The organism is Caballeronia mineralivorans PML1(12), assembly GCF_001028175.1.
Lineage (GTDB): Bacteria > Pseudomonadota > Gammaproteobacteria > Burkholderiales > Burkholderiaceae > Caballeronia > Caballeronia mineralivorans.
Genome location: NZ_AEJF01000229.1, coordinates 73,726 through 97,422, shown reverse-complemented (window position 1 = coordinate 97,422; position 23,697 = coordinate 73,726). Strand labels below are relative to the sequence as shown.

23 protein-coding genes are annotated in these 23,697 nt (G+C 60.1%); 6 read left to right on the top strand and 17 right to left on the bottom strand.

The window, feature by feature from the left end; all coding sequences use genetic code 11:
* Positions 1-198: 198 nt before the first annotated feature.
* The 8 genes from EOS_RS37685 to mltG form a co-directional block, all read right to left on the bottom strand.
* Complete coding sequence (locus EOS_RS37685; RefSeq protein ID WP_047897302.1) at positions 199-1,503, bottom strand: mechanosensitive ion channel family protein; 1,305 nt, start codon at positions 1,501-1,503, stop codon at positions 199-201.
* A 228-nt stretch (positions 1,504-1,731) separates the two neighbouring features.
* Positions 1,732-2,088 carry a Rap1a/Tai family immunity protein gene (locus tag EOS_RS37680; RefSeq protein ID WP_047897301.1) on the bottom strand — a complete coding sequence of 119 codons (357 nt, stop codon included), beginning with the start codon at positions 2,086-2,088 and terminating at the stop codon, positions 1,732-1,734.
* Between the two features lie 244 nt (positions 2,089-2,332).
* Positions 2,333-3,109, bottom strand: a complete 777-nt coding sequence (locus tag EOS_RS37675; protein ID WP_047897300.1) for an ankyrin repeat domain-containing protein — start codon at positions 3,107-3,109, stop codon at positions 2,333-2,335.
* Positions 3,110-3,179: 70 nt separating this feature from the next.
* Positions 3,180-3,971, bottom strand: a complete 792-nt coding sequence (locus EOS_RS37670) for a TatD family hydrolase (protein ID WP_047897299.1) — start codon at positions 3,969-3,971, stop codon at positions 3,180-3,182.
* A gap of 33 nt (positions 3,972-4,004) precedes the next feature.
* Positions 4,005-4,502 (bottom strand): GNAT family N-acetyltransferase, encoded by a 498-nt coding sequence (locus EOS_RS37665; RefSeq protein WP_047897298.1) that lies wholly within the window; start codon positions 4,500-4,502, stop codon positions 4,005-4,007.
* Positions 4,503-4,535: 33 nt separating this feature from the next.
* Positions 4,536-5,558 carry a DNA polymerase III subunit delta' gene (locus EOS_RS37660; protein WP_047897297.1) on the bottom strand — a complete coding sequence of 341 codons (1,023 nt, stop codon included), beginning with the start codon at positions 5,556-5,558 and terminating at the stop codon, positions 4,536-4,538.
* Between the two features lie 204 nt (positions 5,559-5,762).
* On the bottom strand, positions 5,763-6,383 hold the full coding sequence (gene tmk / locus EOS_RS37655; RefSeq protein ID WP_047897296.1) for a dTMP kinase: 621 nt from the start codon (positions 6,381-6,383) through the stop codon (positions 5,763-5,765).
* On the bottom strand, positions 6,383-7,399 hold the full coding sequence (gene mltG, locus EOS_RS37650; protein ID WP_047897295.1) for an endolytic transglycosylase MltG: 1,017 nt from the start codon (positions 7,397-7,399) through the stop codon (positions 6,383-6,385). The genes tmk and mltG overlap by 1 nt, the downstream gene beginning before the upstream one ends.
* Positions 7,400-7,462: 63 nt before the next feature.
* Between mltG and ygfZ the strand changes: the two genes are divergently transcribed.
* A complete protein-coding gene (gene ygfZ / locus EOS_RS37645; RefSeq protein ID WP_047897316.1) occupies positions 7,463-8,449 on the top strand; it encodes a CAF17-like 4Fe-4S cluster assembly/insertion protein YgfZ in 987 nt (328 codons plus the stop codon).
* A gap of 21 nt (positions 8,450-8,470) precedes the next feature.
* Complete coding sequence (locus EOS_RS37640; RefSeq protein WP_047897294.1) at positions 8,471-9,301, top strand: NRDE family protein; 831 nt, start codon at positions 8,471-8,473, stop codon at positions 9,299-9,301.
* A 47-nt stretch (positions 9,302-9,348) separates the two neighbouring features.
* Here the strand turns inward: EOS_RS37640 and EOS_RS37635 are convergent, their stop codons facing one another.
* The 5 genes from EOS_RS37635 to EOS_RS37615 form a co-directional block, all read right to left on the bottom strand.
* Positions 9,349-10,314 (bottom strand): alpha/beta hydrolase, encoded by a 966-nt coding sequence (locus EOS_RS37635; RefSeq protein WP_047897293.1) that lies wholly within the window; start codon positions 10,312-10,314, stop codon positions 9,349-9,351.
* A 64-nt stretch (positions 10,315-10,378) separates the two neighbouring features.
* Positions 10,379-11,248 carry an SDR family oxidoreductase gene (locus tag EOS_RS37630; protein ID WP_047897292.1) on the bottom strand — a complete coding sequence of 290 codons (870 nt, stop codon included), beginning with the start codon at positions 11,246-11,248 and terminating at the stop codon, positions 10,379-10,381.
* A 33-nt stretch (positions 11,249-11,281) separates the two neighbouring features.
* Entirely contained in the window at positions 11,282-12,289 is a 1,008-nt protein-coding gene (locus EOS_RS37625) for an NADP-dependent oxidoreductase (RefSeq protein WP_047897291.1), read from the bottom strand.
* Positions 12,290-12,350: 61 nt separating this feature from the next.
* A complete protein-coding gene (locus EOS_RS37620; protein ID WP_407639218.1) occupies positions 12,351-12,815 on the bottom strand; it encodes a PaaI family thioesterase in 465 nt (154 codons plus the stop codon).
* A gap of 4 nt (positions 12,816-12,819) precedes the next feature.
* Positions 12,820-13,122: a Dabb family protein gene (locus tag EOS_RS37615; protein ID WP_047897315.1), complete on the bottom strand. Its 303-nt coding sequence runs from the start codon at positions 13,120-13,122 to the stop codon at positions 12,820-12,822.
* A 190-nt stretch (positions 13,123-13,312) separates the two neighbouring features.
* Here EOS_RS37615 and EOS_RS49455 point away from each other — a divergent pair, with 190 nt between their 5' ends.
* Complete coding sequence (locus tag EOS_RS49455; protein ID WP_407639217.1) at positions 13,313-13,570, top strand: Arm DNA-binding domain-containing protein; 258 nt, start codon at positions 13,313-13,315, stop codon at positions 13,568-13,570.
* A gap of 512 nt (positions 13,571-14,082) precedes the next feature.
* Positions 14,083-15,300 (top strand): heme-binding protein, encoded by a 1,218-nt coding sequence (locus EOS_RS37610; RefSeq protein ID WP_047897289.1) that lies wholly within the window; start codon positions 14,083-14,085, stop codon positions 15,298-15,300.
* Between the two features lie 78 nt (positions 15,301-15,378).
* Here the strand turns inward: EOS_RS37610 and EOS_RS37605 are convergent, their stop codons facing one another.
* From EOS_RS37605 to EOS_RS37590, 4 genes are all read right to left on the bottom strand, one after another.
* The gene (locus tag EOS_RS37605) at positions 15,379-16,557 is read right to left on the bottom strand and encodes an acetyl-CoA C-acyltransferase (RefSeq protein WP_047897288.1); all 1,179 of its coding nucleotides are present in this window, start codon (positions 16,555-16,557) and stop codon (positions 15,379-15,381) included.
* Positions 16,558-16,621: 64 nt separating this feature from the next.
* Complete coding sequence (gene pncA, locus EOS_RS37600; protein ID WP_047897287.1) at positions 16,622-17,248, bottom strand: bifunctional nicotinamidase/pyrazinamidase; 627 nt, start codon at positions 17,246-17,248, stop codon at positions 16,622-16,624.
* 22 nt (positions 17,249-17,270) lie between these two features.
* Positions 17,271-19,355 carry a 3-hydroxyacyl-CoA dehydrogenase NAD-binding domain-containing protein gene (locus EOS_RS37595; protein ID WP_047897286.1) on the bottom strand — a complete coding sequence of 695 codons (2,085 nt, stop codon included), beginning with the start codon at positions 19,353-19,355 and terminating at the stop codon, positions 17,271-17,273.
* Between the two features lie 400 nt (positions 19,356-19,755).
* The gene (locus EOS_RS37590) at positions 19,756-21,414 is read right to left on the bottom strand and encodes a 3-(methylthio)propionyl-CoA ligase (RefSeq protein ID WP_047897285.1); all 1,659 of its coding nucleotides are present in this window, start codon (positions 21,412-21,414) and stop codon (positions 19,756-19,758) included.
* Positions 21,415-21,603: 189 nt separating this feature from the next.
* On the opposite strand from EOS_RS37590, the gene EOS_RS37585 reads away from it, so the two are divergent.
* Both EOS_RS37585 and msrB read left to right on the top strand, forming a co-directional pair.
* Entirely contained in the window at positions 21,604-23,187 is a 1,584-nt protein-coding gene (locus tag EOS_RS37585; RefSeq protein WP_047897314.1) for a protein adenylyltransferase SelO, read from the top strand.
* 61 nt (positions 23,188-23,248) lie between these two features.
* A complete protein-coding gene (gene msrB, locus EOS_RS37580; RefSeq protein WP_047897284.1) occupies positions 23,249-23,671 on the top strand; it encodes a peptide-methionine (R)-S-oxide reductase MsrB in 423 nt (140 codons plus the stop codon).
* The last annotated feature ends 26 nt before the right edge of the window (positions 23,672-23,697 follow it).

Below are 23,697 nucleotides of genomic sequence, written 5' to 3'. Positions count from 1 at the left end.
TCGGGCACTGAGGCGCACGCTCAAAAATCGGCAACCAAGGGAAAAGCCAAACCTGCCCGCTCGAGCAGGGGGGAATGCGCGGGCATTTGTTCAATCTCAATTCAAGGTTTGTCGCGTTTCGGGTTTTCCGTGGCCGCGTACTTTCGCTTCATGAGCTTGCCCGCAATCTGCCCGCAATCTCGATGCCACGGCATTTCCTCAACGCCGTTCCGCCGGTTTGGCCGCAGTGCCGGCAGGTGCGTTCGGGGCCGTGGTCGCCGCCGAATGCGCCGATGCATCCGGTCCGTAACGCTCTCCCCGGCTTGCCACCGGATCGGCTTCCGTATTGGCTGTCCGGCTCGATGCCGGCGGCCTGATCGCTCTGTTTGTGGCGTTTGTGGCGTTTGCGCCATCCGCCACGCCGCGTTCAAGCGGCGGGGCAAAGTCGACGTGCTCGCCTTCCGGTGAGAAATCCGCTCGCGTCCGCGGCAGGAACTGCGGATACGTCGATTGCACGAAGTTCAGCAGACCCTCGCGCACGCGGCATCGAAGATCGAAGTTCAAGCCGGAATCGAACGAACTGACGAGCACGCGAATCTGCATGGACTTTTCGGTGGCGTCGGTGACTTGCAAGACTTGCACGCGCTTGTCCCACTCCGGCGCGCTCTGCAAAATGCGTTCGAGTTCTTCGCGCAACGGCGCGACCGGCATGCGGTAATCGACGTAGAAAAATACGGTGCCAATGATCTGCGAATTGTTGCGCGTCCAGTTCGCGAACGGATTCTCAATAAACCATTGCAGCGGCACGATCAAACGCCGCTGGTCCCAGATGCGAATGGACACGTAGGTGCCGGTGATCTCCTCCACCCGCCCCCATTCGCCCTGGATCACCACCACATCGTCGAGCCGGATGGGCTGCGACAGCGCGATCTGCAATCCCGCGATCAAATTGCCCAGCACCGGTCGCGCCGCGATACCGGCGACCAGTCCCGCCACGCCAGCCGACGCCAGCAAGCTCGCGCCAACCTGCCGCACGGCGGGAAATGTCATCAGCGCGCCGCCAAAGCCGATGATCACGATCACCACCATCACCGACCGCGCCAGCACGCGTGCCTGCGTGTGAATCCGGCGCGCTTGCAGATTGTCCTGGCTATCGAGTGGATGGGCCTGCACCAGCGCCTCGGCCACCGCGCCCACCGAACGCACGGCAAGCCAGGTCAGCGCGACGATCAGGAGTACGGTAAGCAAGTCGCGCAGTGCCGCGGCGAACGGCAGCGTATCGGGTGCTTCGACCACCACGAAACCCAGCGCGAGAATGATCAGCAGCGCGAGCGCGGGGTTGTCGACAAAGCGCAATACCACGCTCATCAACGGATACGGCCGCGCAATCCGCACCAGGATTCGCGCGCCGATCCAATGCGCGCCGATCGCAAACACCACGGCGAGCGCCGCCACGACGAACGTGCCGGGCCAGGAATTGAGCGGGGCGGAAGCGATCCGCCCGAAGGAGTCGAAAGAGATCATCGTCGTCGTGGAATCAGCCTTGAACGGTGATATCGGAGAGATGCATACGACGCGGGATGGTGAGAAACCCGGTTGCGCCTTGGGCGCAGCGGCGCCAACGGCCGGTCGACCTGACCAGCGTGGCGCATGATGAGATGACTATTCTATTGCATGACAGCATGGGACACGCCGGCGCCAGCCGATGAACCGGCGCGCGGCATGAACGAACCTGTCACTTCAGGCCGCGGCTTACTTGTCAGCCTTGCAGGGAAAAGCCTTGCCGAGCCCGAGCGACACCATGGTCGTAGCGTTGAAGTTGCTGCGCGCGGGATTGTCGGCGATGAACTTGCGCACTGCGTCCGTCAGTTCCTGGGGTTTGACATCGACTGGCAGGCAAAAATACTGGCCCACCTGCGGTCCCGACGTACCGCCAATGGCTTCGATGGTGTTGTAGATGCCGTCGGCGGCACCTTCTATGTAAGCCGCGCATGCGCTGCGCGAGGCCGTGTCCGTCTTGGTGCAAAGCATGTTCAGATCGTTGCCCGTGAACGCGGCCGCGCTGAGCGGAAACACGAGCACACTGGCCATGACAAAAACCCGCTGCATGATGATCCTTTCTTATGTTGGCGGTTGCGGGCCGGCCCGGAAACGCTATTGAAAACAGCGCGTTTTTATTGGCCAAAGCCCGGCTTTTCAGCGAGCGCACCCTGAGTGACGCCCTCCCTGGGCTCGCAGTTCCCCGGATAGTTGCTCGCTGTTCCTCGTATCGCGCGGACGGGACCTGTTGTTGTCAGTCGGACTTGCATCAGACTTGCGTCAGACCTGAGTCAGGTTCCTCGCCGCGCGAGCGTCATTTTGCACTGTTTGTACCGGTTTGCGGGACCCCGGATGCGCCCGTTGCACCTTGGTTTTGCATCGATGCAAGCCGCGCCGCCAGCCCTTCCGCCACGTCTTTTTCGTGATATTGCTTCGCGAAATCCACCGCCGTCAGGCCAATCTGGTTCTTCACCCGCAAGTCGGCGCCTTCATCGAGCAGCAACTTGACCGTCGACAAATGGCCGCCGCGCGCCGCCATCATCAGCGGGGTCGTGCCGTTGGGCGAACCTGCATCGATGTAAGCCGAATGGTCGAGCAGCACCTTGACCACGTCGTCGTGACCGTTGGTCGCGGCGTAGTGCAGCGGCGTCCAGCCCTTCTTGTTCACCTCCGCGTCCTTCGCGATCAGCATGTTCACGAAGTTCAGGTCGTCGTTGAGCGCGGCCAGCATCATCGCGTTTTCACCAGCGGAATCCAGCTTTTCAAGGTCGATGTTCGGGTTGTCGGCGAGCAGCTTGCCGACCTTGTCCGACTTTTCCCGCGCTGCGATGACGAGCAGCGGCGCGCCGGTGTTATCGACCAGATTCGGGTCCACGCCCTGCGCCAATAGCTTTTTAACGGCCGAAACGTCGTCGAACTTTACGGCCTTGATCATTGAATCGGCGGGCGCGGCGAAGGCCGGTTGCGCGATGGCGGCGGCCGTCAGCACCAGGCCCGTCACGAAGGTCCGCCACGTTTTGCTCAGCAAGGCGGTTTGATTAGCCGAGGGCGTTGAAGTGGTCGAAGAGGAAACCGTCGAAAATGTAAGCATGTGTTCCTTGGGGATTACTTAACGTTCTAATAGTCAGTCAAACAAGCGTTCAAGCACGACCGTTGCGGGCTCAGTGACCGGCCGGCTGCGGGATCTTGAACAGCGTAAAAAAGTTACGCGTGGTGGCGGCGGCCAGCGCGTCTTCCGGCATCTCGCGCAATTGCGCGATGAAGCGTCCGACATAACTTACGTACGCAGGTTCATTCGATTTCCCACGATACGGCACCGGCGCGAGATACGGCGAGTCGGTCTCGATCAGCAAACGCTCGAGCGGCACGCGTCCCGCGACGTCCTGCACCTCTTTCGCGCTCTTGAACGTCACGATGCCCGACAGCGAAATGTAAAAATCCTGCGCGAGCGCCGCCTCGGCGACGTGCCACGGTTCGGTGAAGCAGTGCATCACGCCGCCCGGCACGCTCGCGCGTTCCTCGGCCATGATCCGCAAGGTGTCTTCCCACGACGAACGCGTGTGGATGATTAGCGGCTTCGCGGTCGCATGCGCCGCGCGAATATGCGTGCGGAAACGTTCGCGCTGCCATTCCATATCGGCGATGCTGCGGCCTTCCAAGCGGTAATAATCCAGCCCCGTCTCGCCGATAGCGACCACTTTCGGGTGCCGCGCCAGTTCCACGAGATCGGCCACGCTTGGTTCACGCGCGTCCTCGTGATCGGGATGTACGCCAACCGACGCGTAGATGTGCTCGTTTTCCTCGGCGATCTTCAGCACGGAAGGCAGCGTTTCCAGATCCACCGACACGCACAGCGCATGCGTCACCTTCAGCTCACGCATCTTGTCGAGCACTTCGGGGAGACGGTCGGCCAGGCCTTCGAAATTGATGTGGCAATGCGAATCGACGAACATGGGGGTTCCGTTAAAGCGGGTTGGGCTGAGTCTCTAGCCAAGGCGTCGGCCGAGGATCACGAGGTCTCGTTCAACGCCATCCAGCACCGCGACGCGCGGCAGCGTACCCCACGTCTGGAATTCGAAGCCCTTGAACAGGCGCAGGCTCGGTTCGTTATGGCCAAAGATAAATCCCAGCAGTGTATTGATACCCAATGCCGGCGCGCGTTCCAGCGCCGCTTGCAGCAACTGCTTCCCAAGCCCCTTGCCGCGCACGCTTTCAGCGAGATAAATGCTGACTTCCGCGCTGCGCAGATAGGCTGGGCGGCCGTAGAAATCGGAAAAACTCAGCCACGCGACCACCGTGCCGTTTTCTTCGACCACCCATAGCGGGCGTGCCTGCGGGCCGTGAGCGTGAAACCACGCGAGCCGGCTTTCGACCGTGACCGGCTCCAGATCGGCGGTCACGAGACGCGACGGCACCGTGGAATTGTAGATGGCCACGATGCCGGGGAGATCGTCGAGCGTAGCGTCGCGGAAATTGGGTTTCATAGTGTGTTCGTGTGCAAAAAAGTGAGTCGCTAATCAGGCGGTGTTAAACACGTCGCGATAGCCCAGGAACAGTTCCTCGAAGACCAGTCGCGCGTTCAGCGGATGATTTTCCACCGCGCGTTGCCGCGTCACCATCTTTTGAAAGCGGGCAAAACGCTCGGTATCGATCTGCGCGGCGCAGCGCTCGAGCGCCTTCGATGCCGCCGGAAAGTAGCGCGGCCGCCCCGCCGTTTTCTGAGCGAGCAGATCGTAAAGCCAGCGTTGGAGCCAGCCGAGCACCATCGGCACCGCCAGCTTCTGCAGGTTTTCGCCGCATGCAAAAGCATCGCAAGCGGGACCGGCGGCCAGTTGTGCCAGCGCGAAATCGCGCAGCGCGCGATTTTCATCGGTGGCGAGCGCGAGTGCAGTCAGTGGCGCACCGCCCGCTTCCGCCAGCAAAGCCGCCGGACGCTCGACGCCCTGCTGCGCCAGCCACGCAATGGCGGGCTCGGTGGCTGGGAGACTCATCGGCCATTGACGGCAGCGGCTGATGATCGTCGGCAGCAAGCGGTCAATGCGTGCTGTCACGAGGATAAATACCACGCCGGCCGGCGGCTCTTCGAGCGTCTTGAGCAGCGCGTTCGCGGCGAACACGTTGATCGATTCGGCCGGATACACCAGCACGACCCGCAAACCGCCGCGATGCGAACCGATACTAAAAAAATTCATCAGTCCGAGCACCTGATCGATCTTGATCTCCTTGCTCGGCACCTTCGATTTCTTGCCGTCCTCGGTGTCCGCCACCTTGTCGTCGCTGATCAATTCGCCGGCGAGCGCCTCCGGCAGCAGCGCGCGATAGTCGGGATGGTTACCCTGGCTGAACCACAGGCAGGCAACGCAATGTCCGCACGGTTCGCGCGTTTCAGTCGGCGATTCGCAGAGCAGGCTTTGAGCAAGATGCTGCGCGAACTGCAATTTGCCGATACCCGCGCGGCCGTGCAGGAGCAGCGCGTGCGGCCAGCTTGCACGCAGTTGCTCAAGACGGGACCAGTCATCGGTTTGCCACGGATAGATCATGAAAAGTCTTTTGGATCAGATGTTTGCGACGCAATCCTGCAAGTTTCAATTTACTTTAACTTGCAAGTGAAATTCAATGAATTCAAATACTTGTTGACAATATTTGAAGTTTTTTCGAGATCGGTATGGCGCTGCTTTAACGATCAAGAGCCTTCGGGCACGGAGACTTAAAGTAGTTTCTATGTTCAAGTATATTTATAAAAATCAAATATTTGCGATAACTTTCTCAAGTTGTTTCTGTATATCGATAATCGACTGCGTAGCGTCGATTATCACAAACCGTTCAGGCGACTCCGCGGCTCGCCGCAAATACTCGGCCCTCGTGCGCCCGAAAAACGAATCGGATTCACTCTCGAACTTGTCCGGCGAGCGGACCGCGCCGCGCCGTTCGCTGGCTACGTTCGTCGGCACGTCGAAGAGCACGGTCAGGTCCGGCTGAAAACCGCCCTGCACCCACCGCTCCAGCGCTTCGAGCTTGTCGCGCGGCAAACCGCGGCCGCCGCCCTGGTAGGCGAAGGTGGCATCGGAGAAACGATCCGACAGGACCCAGTCCCCCCGGGCCAGCGCCGGCTCAATGATCTGGGCCAGATGTTCCCGGCGCGCGGCGAACATCAGCAGCGCTTCGGTTTCGAGGTCCATCGGCTGATTGAGCAACAAGTCGCGCAGGCTTTCTCCCAGCGTCGTGCCGCCGGGTTCGCGCGTGATCACGACCGAGCGGCCCGTCGATGCGATTTTTTCGTCCAGGCGCTGACGAAACCACGCGAGGTGCGTCGTTTTACCCGCCCCGTCGATGCCTTCAAACGTAATGAATCTGCCGCGCACCATCATTGACCCCGGATGTACTTGTCGACGGCCCGATTGTGGTCGCCGAGATTGTCTGAAAAGAAGCTGCTGCCGTCGCCGCGCGACACGAAATAGAGTGCCGTGCTGGACGCAGGATTGACCGTCGCCGCGAGCGCCGCGACGCCCGGCAGCGCGATCGGACCGGGCGGAAGGCCCATGCGCGTGTAGGTATTGTACGGAGTGTCGGTTTGCAGATCTTTTTTGTGCAGCCGGCCGCCGTAGGCAGGGCCCAGGCCGTAGATCACCGAAGGGTCCGTCTGCAGCGGCATGCCGATGCGCAACCGGTTGGCGAACACGGCCGCGACCAGCGGCCGGTCGGCAGCGTGCCCGGTTTCCTTTTCGACAATCGACGCCATGATCAGTGCGTCATACGGCGTCTTGTACGGCAGATTCTGCGCGCGGGTATTCCAGGCTTCGCTCAGGCGCTGCTGCATCAGCTTGTACGCGCGTTTATAGACGGCGATATCGCTGGTGCCTTTATCGAAGAGATAGGTGTCGGGGAAAAACAGGCCTTCCGCGCTCGCTCGCGCAATCACGTCGTCCGGCGCGCCGATCGCCTTCAGCAAATCGGTGTCGGTCATGCCGGCGGTGTCGTGCTGCAGCGCCGGATTGCTGTCCAGTTCGTTGCGCATTTTCTGGAACGTCCACCCTTCGATCACCGTCGCCACGTACTCGTTGACGTCGCCGCGGGCAATTTTCTGCAGCATCTCATACGGCGTGATGCCCGTCTTGAACGCGTAGTTGCCGGACTTGAGCTGCGCAGAAAGACCGAGCGCGCGCGTCATCAGCACGAACAACTGCTGTTGGACGTGCGCGCCGCCGCGGTCCAGCTGGAGGGCCACGCTGCGCAGCGTGCTGTGGGATTTGATGGTGATGTCGAGTTCAGGTGAGGCCAGGTCGACCGGGCTGTTCGCCCACTTGAGCATGCCCGCAACGAGCGCACCGGCAACCACGACCGCGACGACAGCCGCGATCAAACATTTCTTTAAAAGGGACATGCGAAACACGCTCGGGATTAGACCCATATAATAACTTTGTTCGCATCCGTCAAAGTCAGGTTCATGAATTCCCCGACCGTCTCATCGCTTTCATCCCCTTTCGATGCCGTCCTTCATGCAGGCGTGTTCGTGCCGCTGACGCAGTTCGGCATCATCGACACCACCGGCGACGACGCCGCCGCTTTCCTTCACACGCAATTGACGAGTGATGTCCAGCATCTCGATGCATCCACGGCGCGTCTGGCTGGTTATTGCTCGCCGAAAGGCCGCTTGCTGGCGTCGTTCCTGATGTGGCGCTGCGGTGACGCAGTGCGGTTGATGCTCGCCGCCGACGTGCAGGTATCGGTGCAAAAACGCTTGTCGATGTTCGTGATGCGCGCGAAAGCGAAGCTCGTCGATGCGACGCCGTCGCTCGCCGCCGTCGGTTTTGCCGGCGATGTCCGCAAGACGCTGTCCCATCTGTTCGACGCCATGCCTGACGGCGTGCATGTGAAAGTGGACGGTCCGCTGGGCTCGCTGATCCGCGTCCCCGATGCCGCAGGCCGGCCGCGCTTTTTGTGGGTTGGCCCGAAAGCCGAAGTCGAAGCGCGCCTCGCCGCGATGGAGAACCAGTTGACGCGCGCGCCGGCCGAGCTATGGGACTGGCTCGACATTCACGCCGGCGAGCCGCGCATCACGCACGCGACTGCGGAGCAATTCGTCCCGCAGATGGTCAACTTCGATGTGCTCGGCGGCGTCAATTTCAAGAAAGGGTGTTATCCGGGGCAGGAGGTTGTCGCGCGCAGCCAATATCGCGGCACGATCAAGCGGCGGACGTCACTCGCTCATGCCGATGCCGCTAAACCCGGAGACGAACTGTTCCACTCCGACGACCCCGGCCAGCCTTGCGGCCTCGTGGTCAACGTAGCGCCCGCGCCCGAAGGCGGCGTGGATGCGCTGGTTGAAATCAAGCTCGCGGCGCTGGATCAGGGCTCGGTGCACGTCGGGGCAGCCGATGGCCCAACGCTCAAATTTTCGCCGCTGCCGTATGCGCTGCCGAGCGAAGCCTGACTTATCGCGGACGGTTCGCTCATGTGCCTGATTGTCTTCGATTGGCAACTGGACGCGGTGTCGTCGGGGTTTGACCGTCCGTTGCTCACACTCGCCGCCAATCGCGACGAGTTTTTTCATCGCGAAACCGAGCCGTTGCACTGGTGGAAAAACGCACCGGGCGTGCTAGCTGGACGCGATCTCACGGGCGGCGGAACCTGGCTTGGCGTCACGCGCGATGGCCGTTTTGCTGCGCTGACGAATTATCGGGCGCCCGCGGAAATGCGGCCCAACGCGCCCACTCGCGGCACGCTGGTCAGTGATTTTTTATCCAGTGAACCGGTCGCGCCGATGGCCTATCTGGACGCCGTAGCGCGCGACGGGCATTTGTACAACGGCTTCAATCTGATTGTCGGCGACTTTACGCGGCGTGAACTCGCCTGGTACGGTAATCGCGCCGATGCCCCGCCTTCGCTGCTCGACGCGGGCATTCACGGGCTGTCGAATAGTCTGCTCGACACACCTTGGCCCAAGCTCGTCGCGCAACGCGAGGCACTAAGAGACCTGGTTCATGTCGACGAGAGGCCGTCGCTGGACCAGTTGATCGAGACCATGCGCAACCCTCAACTCGCCGATGACCACCTGCTGCCGTCCACCGGTCTCTCGCTTGAGCGTGAGCGCGTGTTGTCGGCGGCGTTTATCGAGGCGGAAGGTTATGGCACGCGCAGTACGACTGCCCTGCGGGTAGCGGCCGTCGACGGCGAATTGACGCTGCAAATCAAAGAACTCAGCGACGACGACGGTTCACATCAGATCAAACGCCCCGGTGCGTTCAAACGAAGCGATGCGTTCACGATCGTGCGGGTGGCTTAGGACTTTCGAGCGAAACTTTGTGCGCGTAAAGTTTTTGCCGCCCCTCTCTAGCCCTCACTGACGTCCAGGTATCGGCGCAACGCATTTACTGCGTCCGTATGTGCCTTCGCCACTTCCGGCACGAAACCACCCATCTTGAAGAACTCGTGCGTCATGCCTTCATAGCGGATCAATTCGACCGGGATGTTTGCCCTTTCGAGCTTGGCCGCATACGCTATGTCTTCGTCGAAGAGCGGATCGTGATCGGCGGCGGCGATCCACGCAGGGGCAACGCCGGTGAAATCCGGCATGGGTCCACGCGCATCCAGCGGGGCAAAACGCCAGTCGTCGCGGTCTTTATCGTTGCGTAGATAGTGCGAGAAAAACCACTGGATAGTTCTCGCCGATAACACGAAACCCTCGGCAAATTGCGCATGAGATTGCGTGTCCTGCCGCGCGCTTACGCCGGGATAAATCAGCAACTGGAGGCGTAGTGCGATGCCGGCATCGCGTGCGAGCAATGCGCACACGGTGGCTAGCGTGCCGCCCGCGCTGTCGCCGCCGACCGCGAAACGCGTGCTGTCCAGGCCAAGCGACGGCGCTTGTGCGTGGACCCACGTGAGGGCGTCGAAGGCATCGTGCACGGCGGTTGGAAACTTGTGCTCGGGTGCGAGCCGGTAATCGACCGATGCCACCGCGCAACCGGAGTCAGCGGCGAGGCGTCGGCACAGTGAATCGTGGGTATCGATGCTGCCGACCATGAAACCGCCGCCGTGGAAGTAGACCAGCGTTGGTGTAGGTGCGGCCCAGTTGGGTTCGACAGGGTAATAGAGGCGCGCTCGGATGGATGCGTGATCGCGCGTGGGGATGTTGAATTCGTGAACGTTGAACATCTCTGCCGGCGCGATGTCGAGGATCAGCGCGCTGCGCTCGTAGGAAGCCCGCGCGGCAGTTGGCTCAAGCGTATGGAACGGCGGCCGCTTGGCCTTCGCGATGAGTTCGAGTACCTGTGCAACGGCGGGATTCAGCGGCATGGGCAGTGACTGGCGTTGAAAGTTCGCGATGATGACATAAGGCCGGCGTCAATTCACCATCACCCTACGTCCGCGTCTTCACCTCAGGCTTCAACGACAACGGATCGGTTGGATTGCGCAGTTGCGTGATGTCATCGAAACGCAGTTGCACCGACGCCAGAATCTTCGGATGCGTCAGCACATAAAACCGCCGTTCGCGCACGGCCTCGAAGGTCAATTCCGCTACCTGTTTCGCGCTCAACTTGCCGCCCTCCACTGCCTTGGTGAGCTGCTGGCCGGCCGTGCGTTGCGAAGCCGTCAGCGGTTCATCGTTGCGCAAGCCCTCGGGCCGCACCCGCTCGGCGTTTGCAATGCCTGTAGGCACGAATGCCGGGCACAGCAGCGAACAATCCACCGGCCCGCCGACAATCTTCAAGTCGTGATACAGCGTCTCCGTCAACGCGACGACCGCATGTTTCGATGCGTTATAGACGCCCATCCCCGGCGCCGACAGCAAACCCGCCACCGACGCCGTGTTGATGATATGCGCGGGTTCGTTCTGCGCGAGCATCAACGGCGTGAACGCGCGCACGCCGTTCGCGACGCCCATTACGTTGACGCCGAACACCCACGCCCAGTCGTTCGCGCTGCTTTCCCAGACGAAGCCGCCCGTGCCGACGCCCGCGTTGTTGAAGAGCAGATGCACGGCGCCGTATGCATCGATGGTGGCGCGTGCGAGGGCGTCGACCTGCGTTGCATCGGAGACGTCCGTAGGCACACCGAGCGCTTCAGCGCCCGAACCGCGCGCCATCTCGACCGTTTCCGCGAGGCCTTTCACATCGACATCGGCGAGCACGAGCTTCATGCCAAGCGCCGCGCCCTTCAAGGCGAACTCGCGGCCAAATCCGCTGCCGGCGCCCGTGATCACGGCCACCTTGCCGTCGAACTGGTCCACTGTGTCTCCTTTCGATCTTATAAACCCGAACGTTCAGATCAGCTTGACGAGCTGCTTGCCGAAGTTCTTGCCTTTGAGCAATCCGAGAAACGCTTCAGGCGCATTTTCCAGTCCCTGCGCGATGGTCTCGCGATATTGCAGCTTGTTTTGCGCAACGAGGCCGCCGAGTTGTTTGAGCGCCTCGGGCCACACTTCCGGAGATTCGCTGACGATAAAACCCTGCACCTTCAACCGTTGCGTGAGTAGCAGGCCGGGTTTTTTGAGCGGCATCGGCGAACCGTCGTAATTGGCAATCATTCCGCACAACGCAATGCGGCCGAACGCGTTCATGCGCGACAACACGGCGTCCAGTATCTCGCCACCGACGTTTTCGAAATAACCGTCGGCGCCGTTAGGCAACGCCGCCTTGAGGTCCTCATAGAGGTTGCCGGCTTTATAGTCGACGCACGCGTCGAAGCCGAGCGTCTCAGTGACATAGCGGCATTTGTCCGCCCCGCCCGCGATGCCCACCGCGCGGCAGCCTGCCGCTTTCGCCAATTGGCCGACCACACTGCCCACCGCGCCGCTCGCTGCACTGACGACGACCGTCTCCCCTGCTTTCGGCTCGATGATCTTGTTGAGCCCGAGCCACGCGGTCACGCCGGGCATGCCGACCGGGCCGAGATAGGCTGAAAGCGGGATATGGGTATCGTCGACCTTACGCAGACCCTTGCCATCCGATGTACCGAATTCCTGCCAGCCGTAGATCCCGACCACCTTGTCGCCGACAGCAAATTTCGGATTCTTCGATTCCACCACTTCGCCCACCGTCCCGCCGATCATCACCTCGTTGAGCGGCTGCGATGCGGCGTATGACTTCGACTCGTCCATGCGGCCGCGCATGTACGGATCGAGGGAGAGGAAGTGATTGCGCACGCGCACCTGACCGTCGGCCAGCGGCTCGAGCGAGGTTTCGACGAGTTTGAAGTTTTCGACGCTTGCCGCGCCTTGCGGGCGCGAGACGAGGAGGATCTGGCGATTGATTGAATTGTGTGCTGACATCGTGATGCTCCTGTACGGTCCCGGGATAAGCCGGGGCGCGAGCCGCGCCCCAGTAGCGGCGTCAGGCGTCGCTGGGACCGGGTGTTGCGGACGGATCGGAACGAAGGCGTTGCTGCGCGATATCGCGGCCGACGGCGAGCTTGCGCATGTATTTGAACGTACCAAGCGCTTTTGCGACGAAGTGGCCTTCGCTGTCGCGAATTTCGCCTTCGCAATACGCCATGGTGGTAGAGCGGTGCAGCACGCGGGCAAATGCACGGAGTTCGCCGCGGCCGGGCTGCATGAAGTTGACTTTCATTTCGACAGTGACCACGCCGATACCGTCATCGGCGAGACTGCGCGCGGCCATCGCAAGGGCTACGTCGGCGAGGGTCATGGTCACGCCGCCGTGCGCAATGCCCCAGGTATTCATGTGCGTGCCGGTCAATGGCAGCACGACTTCGCTTGAGCCATCTTCAGCGGTGACCAGCTGCACGCCGAGCGAATCGACGAACGGGCTTTCGGGGAGTGTGGAAAAATCGGTCATGGCCTCAGACATCGTAATCGATGCATTGGCGCGATTCACGTACCGCTGCAACGAAGTCCTTGATCGCCAGGTGCTTGGGATGGACCTGATAGGCCTGGAGGGCTTCCTGATTGTCGAAATCGGAGACGAGGACCACGTCGTACGTGGCTTCATAGCCGGGCTGTGCAACGCCGACTTCGAAGTGGCCTTGCCCCGAAACGATGCTGCGGCAGCTTTCGAGTTTGGCTTTGAGCCTGACGATGTTTTCAGCGCGGGTGGCGCCCTCGGCGCTTTCCTTCAACTTCCACATGACGATGTGTCTTAGCAACCTGTTCACCTTCGTTCGTTAGTGTGCAATAAATCTCCGCTAAGCCCTTCTGGCGTTGCCATCGGCATAAACGGCTGTTCATCTTCATGTGTTGCCCGTCGCCATGCGTCGGGAAACAAGCGCCTACTGAAGGGGATATCGTTCGGCTCGGACATCCGTCGACGGGAACGCTACATGCTGTCTTGCTGCCTTGACCGGCATCAACATCCGGCGAGCGATGCCAAACGGCGCGGCCATTAAATTAACAGATTCCCACGGCTTTTACCTGGAGGTTAAACCCAGTGAGTCGAAGCTGTGCAGATATCGTTTTCGGATTGATGGGAAGGGAAATCTCTTCGCGATCGATGACTATCCGACCTCAATTAGCAGCAGGCGAGGCAGCGCCGCGATGAAGCCTGCGAGTTGGTCTGGCAGGAGATCAACTCGTCTCGTCGGCTGCAGGCGATAAAACGGGAAACTTTCGATTGGTTTTAAGACTTGTAAATTTAAAAAAGCCTGTCACTGAATGTGCGCAAACGCACATATGCTCCCTTGCAAAGGGAGCAAGTTACTTTAAATATTTTCGATATAAAAATACGATTTTTAGCAAACGTTTGCGCATCAACGCTAAGCGAATCAGTAGTAATGCCTGTGGATCAATTTTTAGATCGGGGTAATTTATAGCAATAAGCAACGGAAGTCGAATATTCGAAAAATTGATCAGTGCGATTCATAATAAAATTATTATTCAAATATATATCGAATCACATTTATCATAAAAATAAAACGAATCACTATTATAAATTAATAATCCGTCGCTGATGGTCGAATGCATAGTGGCTGCAAGCGGTCCGTGCATATAAAAAGCTGACCGTACTTGCAAGCAAGGTTAACGCGTAACACCCCGCATAACACCCACGAGTTAAGTCGCGCTCGGGATAAATGCCGGGATTTTTCAATCGACATATGGAGATACTTGTCATGCCCAGAATATCATCAGGACGATTCACTCCCAGTGACATCACCGCTGGCTTGGGGCTGCTGGCAGCCCTCGCAGGCACGTGGAAGGGACACGGATTCAATCTAATAGCCCGTCCGGATTTTCATGATAAAACGGATCTTTACCTTCAATTGAACCATACTCGCGAAACCCTGATTTTGGACCCTATTGGATCAGTGATTCCTAATCGCGGCTTTGGACAAGACGACATTCCGCTGTTCGGCTTAACCTATCTGCAGAAGATCAGCGACGCCGGCCATGACGGGGCGCTGCACATTGAACCGGGTATCTGGATCACGCAACCGGACACCACTTTTCCACCCGAGAGTATCCCCGGTCCCGCGCAACTCGTTGCTCGCATGGGAACGATTCCACACGGGAATTCACTGCTCGCGGAAGGTATTGCCGAGCCTTTCACTGGCCCCCCGGTGCTGAAGATTCCAGGCTCTGAATATAGTTTTTCGAAATTTCCATCTTTCAACAGCACGCCTTTTGGGGTGCCGCCGAATGCACCGGGTGTTGTTTTCAACGCAGCCGGATCGTCAGAAAAGCTCACTATAAAGGCGCCGGCGACACCGTTCCCGCAGTACGATCTCAGCATTCCTCCTGCCCCCACGCCACTTCCGCCGCCCTTGCAGGCGATCTTTAACCTTAACACCCGAACTCCATATGAAACGGTTCCGCCAGAACCTCCGATACTGAACACGCCGCAAAATCAGGCATTGGTGAACGACCCTATCGTCTTTCTACAAAACGATATCCAAAAACTAGTCAATGAAGGTTATACATTTAAAGGAACTGCCCTCAACATTGCCACCCAAAGGCCGGTCACGTTCTTAGCCACGGCCAATATTGGGGCAGGAGGCCCTACCGTGCCTGTGGATTTGCCACAGTTCGGTGGCGGCATCGAAAATATTCAGTTTCTCGTCGGAGAGACCGTCACCGTCGGGGGCAACCCGCAACCGGAAGAAAACGCTCAGACGGCTATCGTCTATGCCACGTTCTGGATCGAAACCGCGACGAACGAGAACACCGGTCACTCATTTATGCAACTGCAATACGCGCAAATGGTGCTGCTGGACTTCCCGATATTTCATCTGCTTAACCCAGCTCAGACCGTCCCGCCTACCCCCCCTGCCTTCGTGAACCTGGGATGGCCGCACATCTCGGTGGCGACGCTGAGGAAGACCTTTGGCTAAACCTTTTAAGGCCGGGGGTGATGATGTGCCGCGACGGGTCGCCCGAGCGTATCCAAAACGCCGGGCGACCGTACAAAATCACACCACTTCAAACAACCCGGCTGCACCCTGCCCGCCACCAATGCACATGGTCACCACGACAAACTTCGCGCCGCGCCGCTTGCCTTCGATCAACGCATGCCCCGTGAGCCGCGCACCCGAGACACCATACGGATGTCCCACCGCGATCGCACCGCCGTTCACGTTCAGGCGGTCGGCGGGAATGCCCAGGGTATCGCGGCAATACAGCACTTGCACGGCGAACGCTTCGTTCAGTTCCCACAAGTCGATATCGCTGACTTTCAGGCCCGCTTTCTTCAGCAGCTTGGGCACCGCGAACACCGGTCCGATACCCATTTCATCCGGCTCGCAACCCGCAACCGCGAAACCCCGGAAAATTCCCAGCGGCTTCAGCCCTTCCTTCTCGGCAAGCGACGCGTTCATCACGACACACGCCGACGCACCATCGGAAAACTGGCTGGCATTGCCCGCCGATACAACGCCGCCAGGCATCGCGGTGCGAATCTTCGATACCCCTTCGAGCGTTGTATCGGCGCGAATGCCTTCATCGGAAGATAGCGTGACTTCCTTCGTGAACATGCGGCCTGTGGCTTTATCGGCGACACCGGCCAGCACCGTGATCGGCACGATTTCGTCGTTGAACTTGCCCGCAGCCTGAGCCGCCGCCGCGCGCAATTGCGACTGCACGCCGTACTCGTCCTGCCGCTCTTTCGAGATCTCGTAGCGTTTAGCGACGTTCTCGGCCGTCTGCAACATCGACCAGTAGATGCCGGGTTTGTGTTCCTTCAACCACCCGTCGAACAGCATGTGCTGGTTCATCTCGTTCTGCACGCACGAGATGGATTCCACGCCGCCCGCCACATACACATCGCCTTCGCCGGCGATCACGCGTTGCGCCGCCAGCGCGATGGTTTGCAACCCCGACGAACAAAAGCGGTTGACGGTCATGCCCGGCACGCTGACCGGCAGGCCCGCCCGAAGCGCGATCTGCCGCGCGATGTTCATGCCGGTCGCGCCTTCCGGATTTGCGCAACCCATGATCACATCTTCCACGCGCGCCGGGTCGATGCCCGCTCGCGCCACAGCCGCCTGCGTTGCATGGCCGCCGAGCGTCGCGCCGTGGGTCATGTTGAATGCGCCGCGCCAGGATTTGGCGAGGCCCGTGCGTGCCGTCGATACGATTACCGCGTCAGTCATGCTTGTCTCCACTTCGAATACGAATAGTGTTGTTGGTTTATCCGGATCATCCGGTCCACCGTGTTCAGCGCAGCAAGTCCGTCGATCCGATCCGCGATACACCCGCCGCCGTCATCTGCTCCCACGCCCGCGCAAGCGAGCCGTCGAGATCGATCGCGCGACAGGCGTCGTCGATAATGACCGCTTCGAAGCCCGCGCTGCGCGCATCGAGTGCGGACCACGCGACGCAATAATCCGTCGCCAGCCCGCAGCAATAGACGCGCTTTGCGCCGACATCGCGGAGATACCCCGTGAGGCCCGTCGGCGTCTTGCGATCGGCTTCCATGAAGGCCGAATAACTATCGACATCCACGTGATGACCCTTGCGAATCACCAGCCGTGCGTTCGGCACATGCAGATCGCGATGCAGCGCCGCGCCGTCCGTGTCCTGCACGCAATGCGTCGGCCACAGGACTTGCTGACCGTAGCTCAGCGTGGCCATGTCGAAAGGCGCGCGCCCCGGGTGATGTTCGGCGAATGAAATATGCTTCGCCGGATGCCAGTCCTGGGTCAACACGACATGCGAAAACGCACTCGCCAGCCGGTTGATCACGGGCACGACTTCGTCACCGTGAGCGACCGGCAACGCGCCGCGAGGCATGAAATCATTCTGGACATCTATCACAAGCAGGACTTCGTCAGCGCCTTTCATTGCAGATCTCACCGGGTAGTCACTAGCTGTTGAAGCCGCGGCCCGCCGCAGCCAGTTCGGTCACGCGCGCCGCGGGTTTCCATGCATCGCCGTTCGGTTGCGCGGCGTACTTGCGCATCGCGCGCTCGACGTTGTACAGGCCGACCGTGTCCGCATACAGCATCGGCCCGCCGCGATGCAGCGGGAAACCGTAGCCGGTCAGGTAGACCATGTCGATGTCCGATGCCTTCGATGCAATCCTTTCCTCCAGGATCAGCGCGCCTTCGTTGACGAGCGCGAACACCAGCCGCTCGACAATCTCGTCATCGGAAATCTTGCGGCGCGTGACACCTCGTTCCTTGGAATACGCAACGATCATTTCGTCCACAGTCTTCGAGGGCTGTGCAGTCCGATCGCCCGGCTTGTAGTCGTACCAGCCCGCGCCGGTCTTCTGTCCGAAGCGTCCGGTTTCACACAAACGGTCCGCGATCTTCGAATACTTCAGGTCCGGCTTCTCCAGATAACGCCGTTTGCGAATCGCCCAGCCGATGTCATTACCCGCCAGGTCGCTCATGCGGAACGGTCCCATTGCAAAGCCGAACTTTTCCATAGCGCGATCCACTTGCGCCGGCAACGCGCCTTCTTCAAGCATGAAAAGCGCTTGGCGCAGATACTGCTCGATCATCCGGTTGCCGATAAAACCATCGCAGACGCCCGACACTACGGCCGTCTTCTTGATCTTCTTGGCGAGTTGCATGACGGTCGCGAGCACGTCCTTCGACGTCTTCGCGCCACGCACGACTTCCAGCAGTTTCATGACGTTGGCCGGGCTGAAGAAGTGCATGCCGACCACGTCCTCGGGACGCTTGGTGAACGCGGCGATCTTGTCGACGTCGAGCGTAGACGTATTCGATGCCAGGATCGCACCCTTCTTCGCCACCTGATCGAGCTTCGAGAACACTTGCTCTTTCACGCCGAGTTCTTCGAATACCGCTTCGATGATCAGGTCCGCGTTGCTTAGTGCATCGTAGGAAAGCGTCGGCGTGATCAGCGCAAGCCGCTCTTCAAGCTTCTGCGGCGTCAGACGGCCCTTCTTCACGGCGCTTTCATAGTTCTTGCGGATGGTGGCGAGACCGCGATCGAGCGCTTCCTGCTTCGTCTCCAGTAGCGTGACCGGCAAGCCGGCGTTGACGAAATTCATCGCGATACCGCCGCCCATTGTCCCCGCGCCAATCACGCCAACGCGTTCGATCTTGCGCACCGGGGTGGTCGAAGGCACGTCCGGAATCTTGCTCGCCGCACGTTCACCGAAGAACGCGTGCCGCAGCGCGCGGCTTTCCGGCGTCTGCACCAGCGCCACGAAACATTCGCGCTCGGCAGTCAGGCCTTTATCGAAACCGAGCTTCACGCCGGCTTCCACTGCATCGATACATTTGAGCGGCGCCGGAAAGTTCTTCGCCACCGGCGTGACCATGTTGCGCGCGAACTGGATAAAACCTTCCGCGTTCGGATGTTCAATCTTGCGATCGCGAACCTTCGGATGCGGACCGCTTTGCGCGCTTACTTTTTGCGCGAACCTGATCGCTTCGTCGAGCAGATCGCCTTCTGCCATGTGATCGAACAACGGCGTGCCCGCCAGTTGCTCTGACAACACCGGCGCACCCGACACGATCATGTTGAGCGCCGTTTCCAGGCCGACCGCGCGCGGCAAGCGCTGCGTGCCGCCACCGCCCGGCAGGAGGCCGAGCTTGACTTCGGGCAACGCGACCTGCGCGCCCGCCGACGCCACCCGATAATGCGCGCCCAGCGCCAGTTCGAGGCCGCCGCCCATGACCACGCTGTGGAGTGCCGCGACTACAGGCTTCGCGCTGCCTTCCACGACCTTGATGACCGTGTGAAGCGTGGGTTCCTGCGTCGCTTTGGGCGTGTTGAATTCGGTGATATCGGCGCCGCCGGAAAACGCCTTCCCCGCGCCGATGATCACGATCGCGTTGACGGACGCATCCGCCTGCGCGCGCTCGACGCCATCCACCAAGCCCAGCCGGGTGGAGAATCCAAGGCCGTTCACCGGCGGATTGTTCAGCGTAATAACGGCGATGCCGTCGCGGGTCGTGTAATCCACTGCCATTTGTCTACCTCCATTCGATGCCTGCGCTAACCAGATTTTCCGGGAAATGCCCGGAAAGCGCTGATTATCCTGTTGCTGTGATTGTGAGTTGCCTGACAAGAATACACAAAAAGAACGCTCGTTCAATTTCGTTATTTTTGAGATGGAAGAAGCCCGGGAGGGAACGGGTGGATATCGAGGGAAATGTGTATGAATCAACGGAGCGCTATACGACTCAGGCTCGCTGCGGCAGTGCAAGCATGTTCTCGATTAACCGAACAATGGTTTCCTTTTGGGGCGGCGCTGACTCGGCCACCAATAATGCCAGCGCGGCCATCCCTACGTCGTTGATGACCGGCTGGGCGTCTCGCAACTGGTTTATCCGAACCAGCAATGTGCAAATTGCTTTCCTCAATCAAAATCAGACGACTTTTTCGGCAACGGTCGGCAGCACATGTTCACGATATAACTCGCGAAGCCGGAGCTTTTGCAGCTTGCCGGTGGCCGTATGCGGGAGTTCATCGGCGAAAACAATGTCGTCGGGCTTCCACCATTTCACCACCTTGCCGTCGTAGAACGCGAGCAATTCCTCACGCGTGACGGTCGCTTCCGGTCGCAGCACGACCACCACCAGCGGCCGTTCCGTCCACTTCGGATGCGAACACGCGATACACGCCGCTTCCGCCACCTGCGGGTGCGACATCATCACGTTTTCCAGATCGATCGAGCTGATCCACTCGCCGCCCGACTTGATCACGTCCTTGCTGCGATCGGTGATGTGCATGAAACCATCGGCATCGATAGTCGCTACGTCACCAGTCGGAAACCAGCCGTCGATCAGCGGCGAATCGTCCTTGCGGAAATACCGGTCAATCACCCACGGCCCGCGCACGTGCAGGTCGCCGAACGACTTGCCGTCCCACGGCAGCTCGCTGCCGTCATCGCCGACTACTTTCATGTCCACGCCGAACATCACGTGACCCTGCTTCTCACGCAGATGCCGTTGTTCTTCCGGCGAGCGTTGCTGCTGTTTCCAGGTCAGTTTGGCAAGCGTGCCGAGCGGCGACATCTCCGTCATGCCCCAAGCGTGAATGACTTCCACGCCGTAGTCGTCCTCGAATGCGCGCAGCATGGCCGGCGGACACGCCGAGCCGCCAATCACCGTGCGCTTGAGCGTAGTGAAGCGCACCCCCGCCTGCTTCATGTAGTTCAGCAAGGCGAGCCAGACTGTTGGCACACCTGCCGAATACGTCACGCCTTCGGCTTCCATCAGTTCGTAGAGCGCTTTGCCATCGAGACAGTTGCCGGGCAGCACGAGCTTCGCGCCGACCAGCGGCGCAGCGTGTGGAATGCCCCACGCGTTGACGTGGAACATGGGCACGACAGGCAGGATCGCGTCGCGGGCGGAACAGCCCATGGCGTCCGGGAGCGAGGCGCCGAACGCGTGCAGCACAGTGGATCGATGGGTGTAGAGCGCGCCCTTTGGATTACCGGTCGTGCCGGACGTGTAGCAGAGAAACGATGCAGAACGTTCGTCGAGGACCGGCCACGTATAGTCGCCGTCGTATTTCGCCAGCAGCGTTTCATAGCTGAGCACGGGCGTGGCCATATTAGCGAGATGGGTACTGATGCAGGTCTCGTCGCCCAGCGCAATCCAGCCCTTCACGTTCGGACACTCCGGCGCAATGATGTCGACGAGCGCGCTGAACGTCATGTCGAAGACGATGTATTCATCGTCAGCGTGATTGACAATGAACGCAACCTGATCGGGGAAAAGCCGCGGGTTGATCGTGTGGCAGACGGCGCCCATGCCGGTCACGCCGTAATAGCATTCCAGATGGCGATATCCATTCCACGCCAATGTACCCACCCGTTCGCCGGGTTTGACATCGAGCCCGGTCAACGCCTGCGCCAGTTGTTTCGCGCGCTTTTCGCAATCGCGCCAGGTATAGCGATGAATATCGCCTTCAATACGGCGCGAGACAATTTCGGTATCCCCGAAATGGCGTGCAGCGTGGGATATCAACGATGAAGCGAGCAGCGGTACATCCATCATCTGGCCGAAAAGCGGCGACGTCATGGGCGAGTTCCTCACAAGTCCGGATGCACGGGATTTAATGCCTGATCTACGACTGAATTGATGTCTTTTTCGACTCCTGAGTTGATTCTTAATCTAATGCGGGAGCCCAATGCCGACGCCGCGTGGCGCGCGCTTGTGCAGCGGCGCGGGCGCGGATTTACAATATCGGTTAATCATGAGGTGCTCAATATGTCGTTTTCCCCAAGCAGCACCGCAGCAGTTGCCGAACCGGCAAGCCCTGCGCCCGTGGATTCGCTGCTCGCGTCGATCGAAACCGACAGGCCCGATGCGTTCGTTTCACTCGGTTCCGCCTTCCTCACCCGCCTGCCCGCCGCACCGTTGCCGGAGCCTTATCTGGTAGGCATTTCCGCCGATATCGCCGCGCAACTCGGCTTCAACGCCGCGGATGCGCAGGATCCGGCGTTTGCCGAGTTATTCGCAGGCAATCCCGCGCGCGAATGGCCGGCGGAGAAGTTGCCCTATGCGTCGGTGTATTCGGGGCATCAGTTCGGCGTGTGGGCCGGTCAACTCGGCGATGGCCGCGCGATCGGCCTGGGCGAGATCGAGCATGGCGGCAAGCGCCTCGAGCTGCAGCTAAAAGGCGCGGGACGCACGCCGTATTCGCGCATGGGCGACGGGCGCGCGGTGCTGCGGTCATCGATACGCGAATATTTGTGCTCCGAGGCCATGCACCATCTTGGCATTCCGACCACGCGGGCGTTGTGCGTGATCGGATCGGACCAGCCGGTCAGGCGCGAAACCATGGAAACGGCGGCCGTTGTGACGCGGGTCGCGCCGAGTTTCGTGCGCTTTGGGCATTTCGAGCACTTCTACGCGAACGACCGCGTGGACGAACTGCGAAAGCTCGCCGATCACGTGATCGACCGGTTCTACCCGCACTGCCGCGTAGCCGACGATCCCGGCGATCCTTATCTCGCGCTCCTCAACGAAGTCACCCAACGCACCGCCGACCTGATGGCGGACTGGCAAGCCGTTGGTTTTTGCCATGGTGTGATGAACACGGACAATATGTCGATTCTCGGGCTGACGATCGATTACGGCCCGTTTGGGTTTATCGATGGATTCAACGCGAATCACATCTGCAATCACTCGGACTCGCAGGGCCGGTACGCTTATAAAATGCAGCCGCAGATTGGCTACTGGAATCTGTTTTGCCTCGCGCAGGCGCTGGTGCCGCTGTTCGGCCCGCAATACGACGGCGACAATCGCAACGAACAGGTCATCGAAGACGCGCAGCGGGTGCTGGAAGGGTTCAAGGACCGTTTCGCGCCCGCGCTCGAGCGCCGGATGCGCGCGAAACTCGGTCTGGCCGAGATCCGCGAAGGCGACGACAAACTCGTCAACCGCCTGTTCGAAGTGATGAACGCGAATCGCGCCGATTTCACGCTGACGTTCCGCAATCTTGCCAAAATGCGCAAGGCGGATGCTTCCGGCGACGCGCCGGTACGCGATCTGTTCCTCGATCGGGCCGCTTTCGATGTCTGGGCGAACGACTACCGGCTGCGTTTGTCGGAGGAAACACAGAGCGACGAAGCGCGTGCAAGTGCGATGAACGCCGTGAATCCAAAGTATGTCTTACGCAATCATCTGGCCGAAAACGCCATCCGGCTGGCGAAGGAAAAGGATTTTTCCGAGGTCGAGCGACTGGCGCGCGTACTGCGCCGTCCCTTTGACGAACAACCTGAATTTGAAGCGTATGCCGGCCTGCCGCCCGACTGGGCGAGCGACCTGGAAGTCAGTTGCTCTTCCTGAAACAGCCCCCAAATAATTGAGCCGCCTTGTTAGGCGCAACTCAAGCTCTGGAGATAGAACCATGAACCGAGACGACCTTACGAAGGACCCCGTTGCTCCGCTGCAGAAGGACGACGCCGCCTACCGCAAGGAATTGACCGATATCCAGTACCAGGTGACGCGCCACGCCGCCACCGAGCGGCCGTTCACCGGCGAATACTGGGACCACACGGAACGTGGCGTGTATGACTGCGTGTGCTGCGGCACGCCGTTGTTCGAATCGGATACGAAATTCGATGCCGGCTGCGGCTGGCCGAGCTACTTCAAGCCGATCAACGGCGAAGTGATCAAGGAAAAGACCGACCACGCGCACGGCATGCTGCGTATCGAGGTGCAATGCAAAAACTGCGGCGCGCATCTGGGCCACGTCTTCGAAGACGGTCCCGCGCCGACCGGCCTGCGCTACTGCATCAACTCGGCTGCGCTACAATTCGAACCCAAGTAAGCGTCAGGCGAGTGAGCCAGTCAGTC

Coding starts and splice junctions, on each gene's coding strand:
- EOS_RS37665 (WP_047897298.1), bottom strand. CDS start 4,502: ATGAAACCCAATTTCCGCGACGCTACGCTCGACGATCTCCCCGGCATC.
- EOS_RS37590 (WP_047897285.1), bottom strand. CDS start 21,414: ATGACGTCGCCGCTTTTCGGCCAGATGATGGATGTACCGCTGCTCGCT.
- ygfZ (WP_047897316.1), top strand. CDS start 7,463: ATGAATTCCCCGACCGTCTCATCGCTTTCATCCCCTTTCGATGCCGTC.
- EOS_RS37625 (WP_047897291.1), bottom strand. CDS start 12,289: ATGTCAGCACACAATTCAATCAATCGCCAGATCCTCCTCGTCTCGCGC.
- mltG (WP_047897295.1), bottom strand. CDS start 7,399: ATGTCCCTTTTAAAGAAATGTTTGATCGCGGCTGTCGTCGCGGTCGTG.
- tmk (WP_047897296.1), bottom strand. CDS start 6,383: ATGGTGCGCGGCAGATTCATTACGTTTGAAGGCATCGACGGGGCGGGT.
- EOS_RS37640 (WP_047897294.1), top strand. CDS start 8,471: ATGTGCCTGATTGTCTTCGATTGGCAACTGGACGCGGTGTCGTCGGGG.
- EOS_RS37680 (WP_047897301.1), bottom strand. CDS start 2,088: ATGCAGCGGGTTTTTGTCATGGCCAGTGTGCTCGTGTTTCCGCTCAGC.
- EOS_RS37635 (WP_047897293.1), bottom strand. CDS start 10,314: ATGCCGCTGAATCCCGCCGTTGCACAGGTACTCGAACTCATCGCGAAG.
- pncA (WP_047897287.1), bottom strand. CDS start 17,248: ATGAAAGGCGCTGACGAAGTCCTGCTTGTGATAGATGTCCAGAATGAT.
- EOS_RS37685 (WP_047897302.1), bottom strand. CDS start 1,503: ATGATCTCTTTCGACTCCTTCGGGCGGATCGCTTCCGCCCCGCTCAAT.
- EOS_RS37670 (WP_047897299.1), bottom strand. CDS start 3,971: ATGTTCGTCGATTCGCATTGCCACATCAATTTCGAAGGCCTGGCCGAC.
- EOS_RS37610 (WP_047897289.1), top strand. CDS start 14,083: ATGCCCAGAATATCATCAGGACGATTCACTCCCAGTGACATCACCGCT.
- EOS_RS37660 (WP_047897297.1), bottom strand. CDS start 5,558: ATGATCTATCCGTGGCAAACCGATGACTGGTCCCGTCTTGAGCAACTG.
- EOS_RS37675 (WP_047897300.1), bottom strand. CDS start 3,109: ATGCTTACATTTTCGACGGTTTCCTCTTCGACCACTTCAACGCCCTCG.
- EOS_RS37620 (WP_407639218.1), bottom strand. CDS start 12,815: ATGACCGATTTTTCCACACTCCCCGAAAGCCCGTTCGTCGATTCGCTC.
- msrB (WP_047897284.1), top strand. CDS start 23,249: ATGAACCGAGACGACCTTACGAAGGACCCCGTTGCTCCGCTGCAGAAG.
- EOS_RS37605 (WP_047897288.1), bottom strand. CDS start 16,557: ATGACTGACGCGGTAATCGTATCGACGGCACGCACGGGCCTCGCCAAA.
- EOS_RS37585 (WP_047897314.1), top strand. CDS start 21,604: ATGTCGTTTTCCCCAAGCAGCACCGCAGCAGTTGCCGAACCGGCAAGC.
- EOS_RS37595 (WP_047897286.1), bottom strand. CDS start 19,355: ATGGCAGTGGATTACACGACCCGCGACGGCATCGCCGTTATTACGCTG.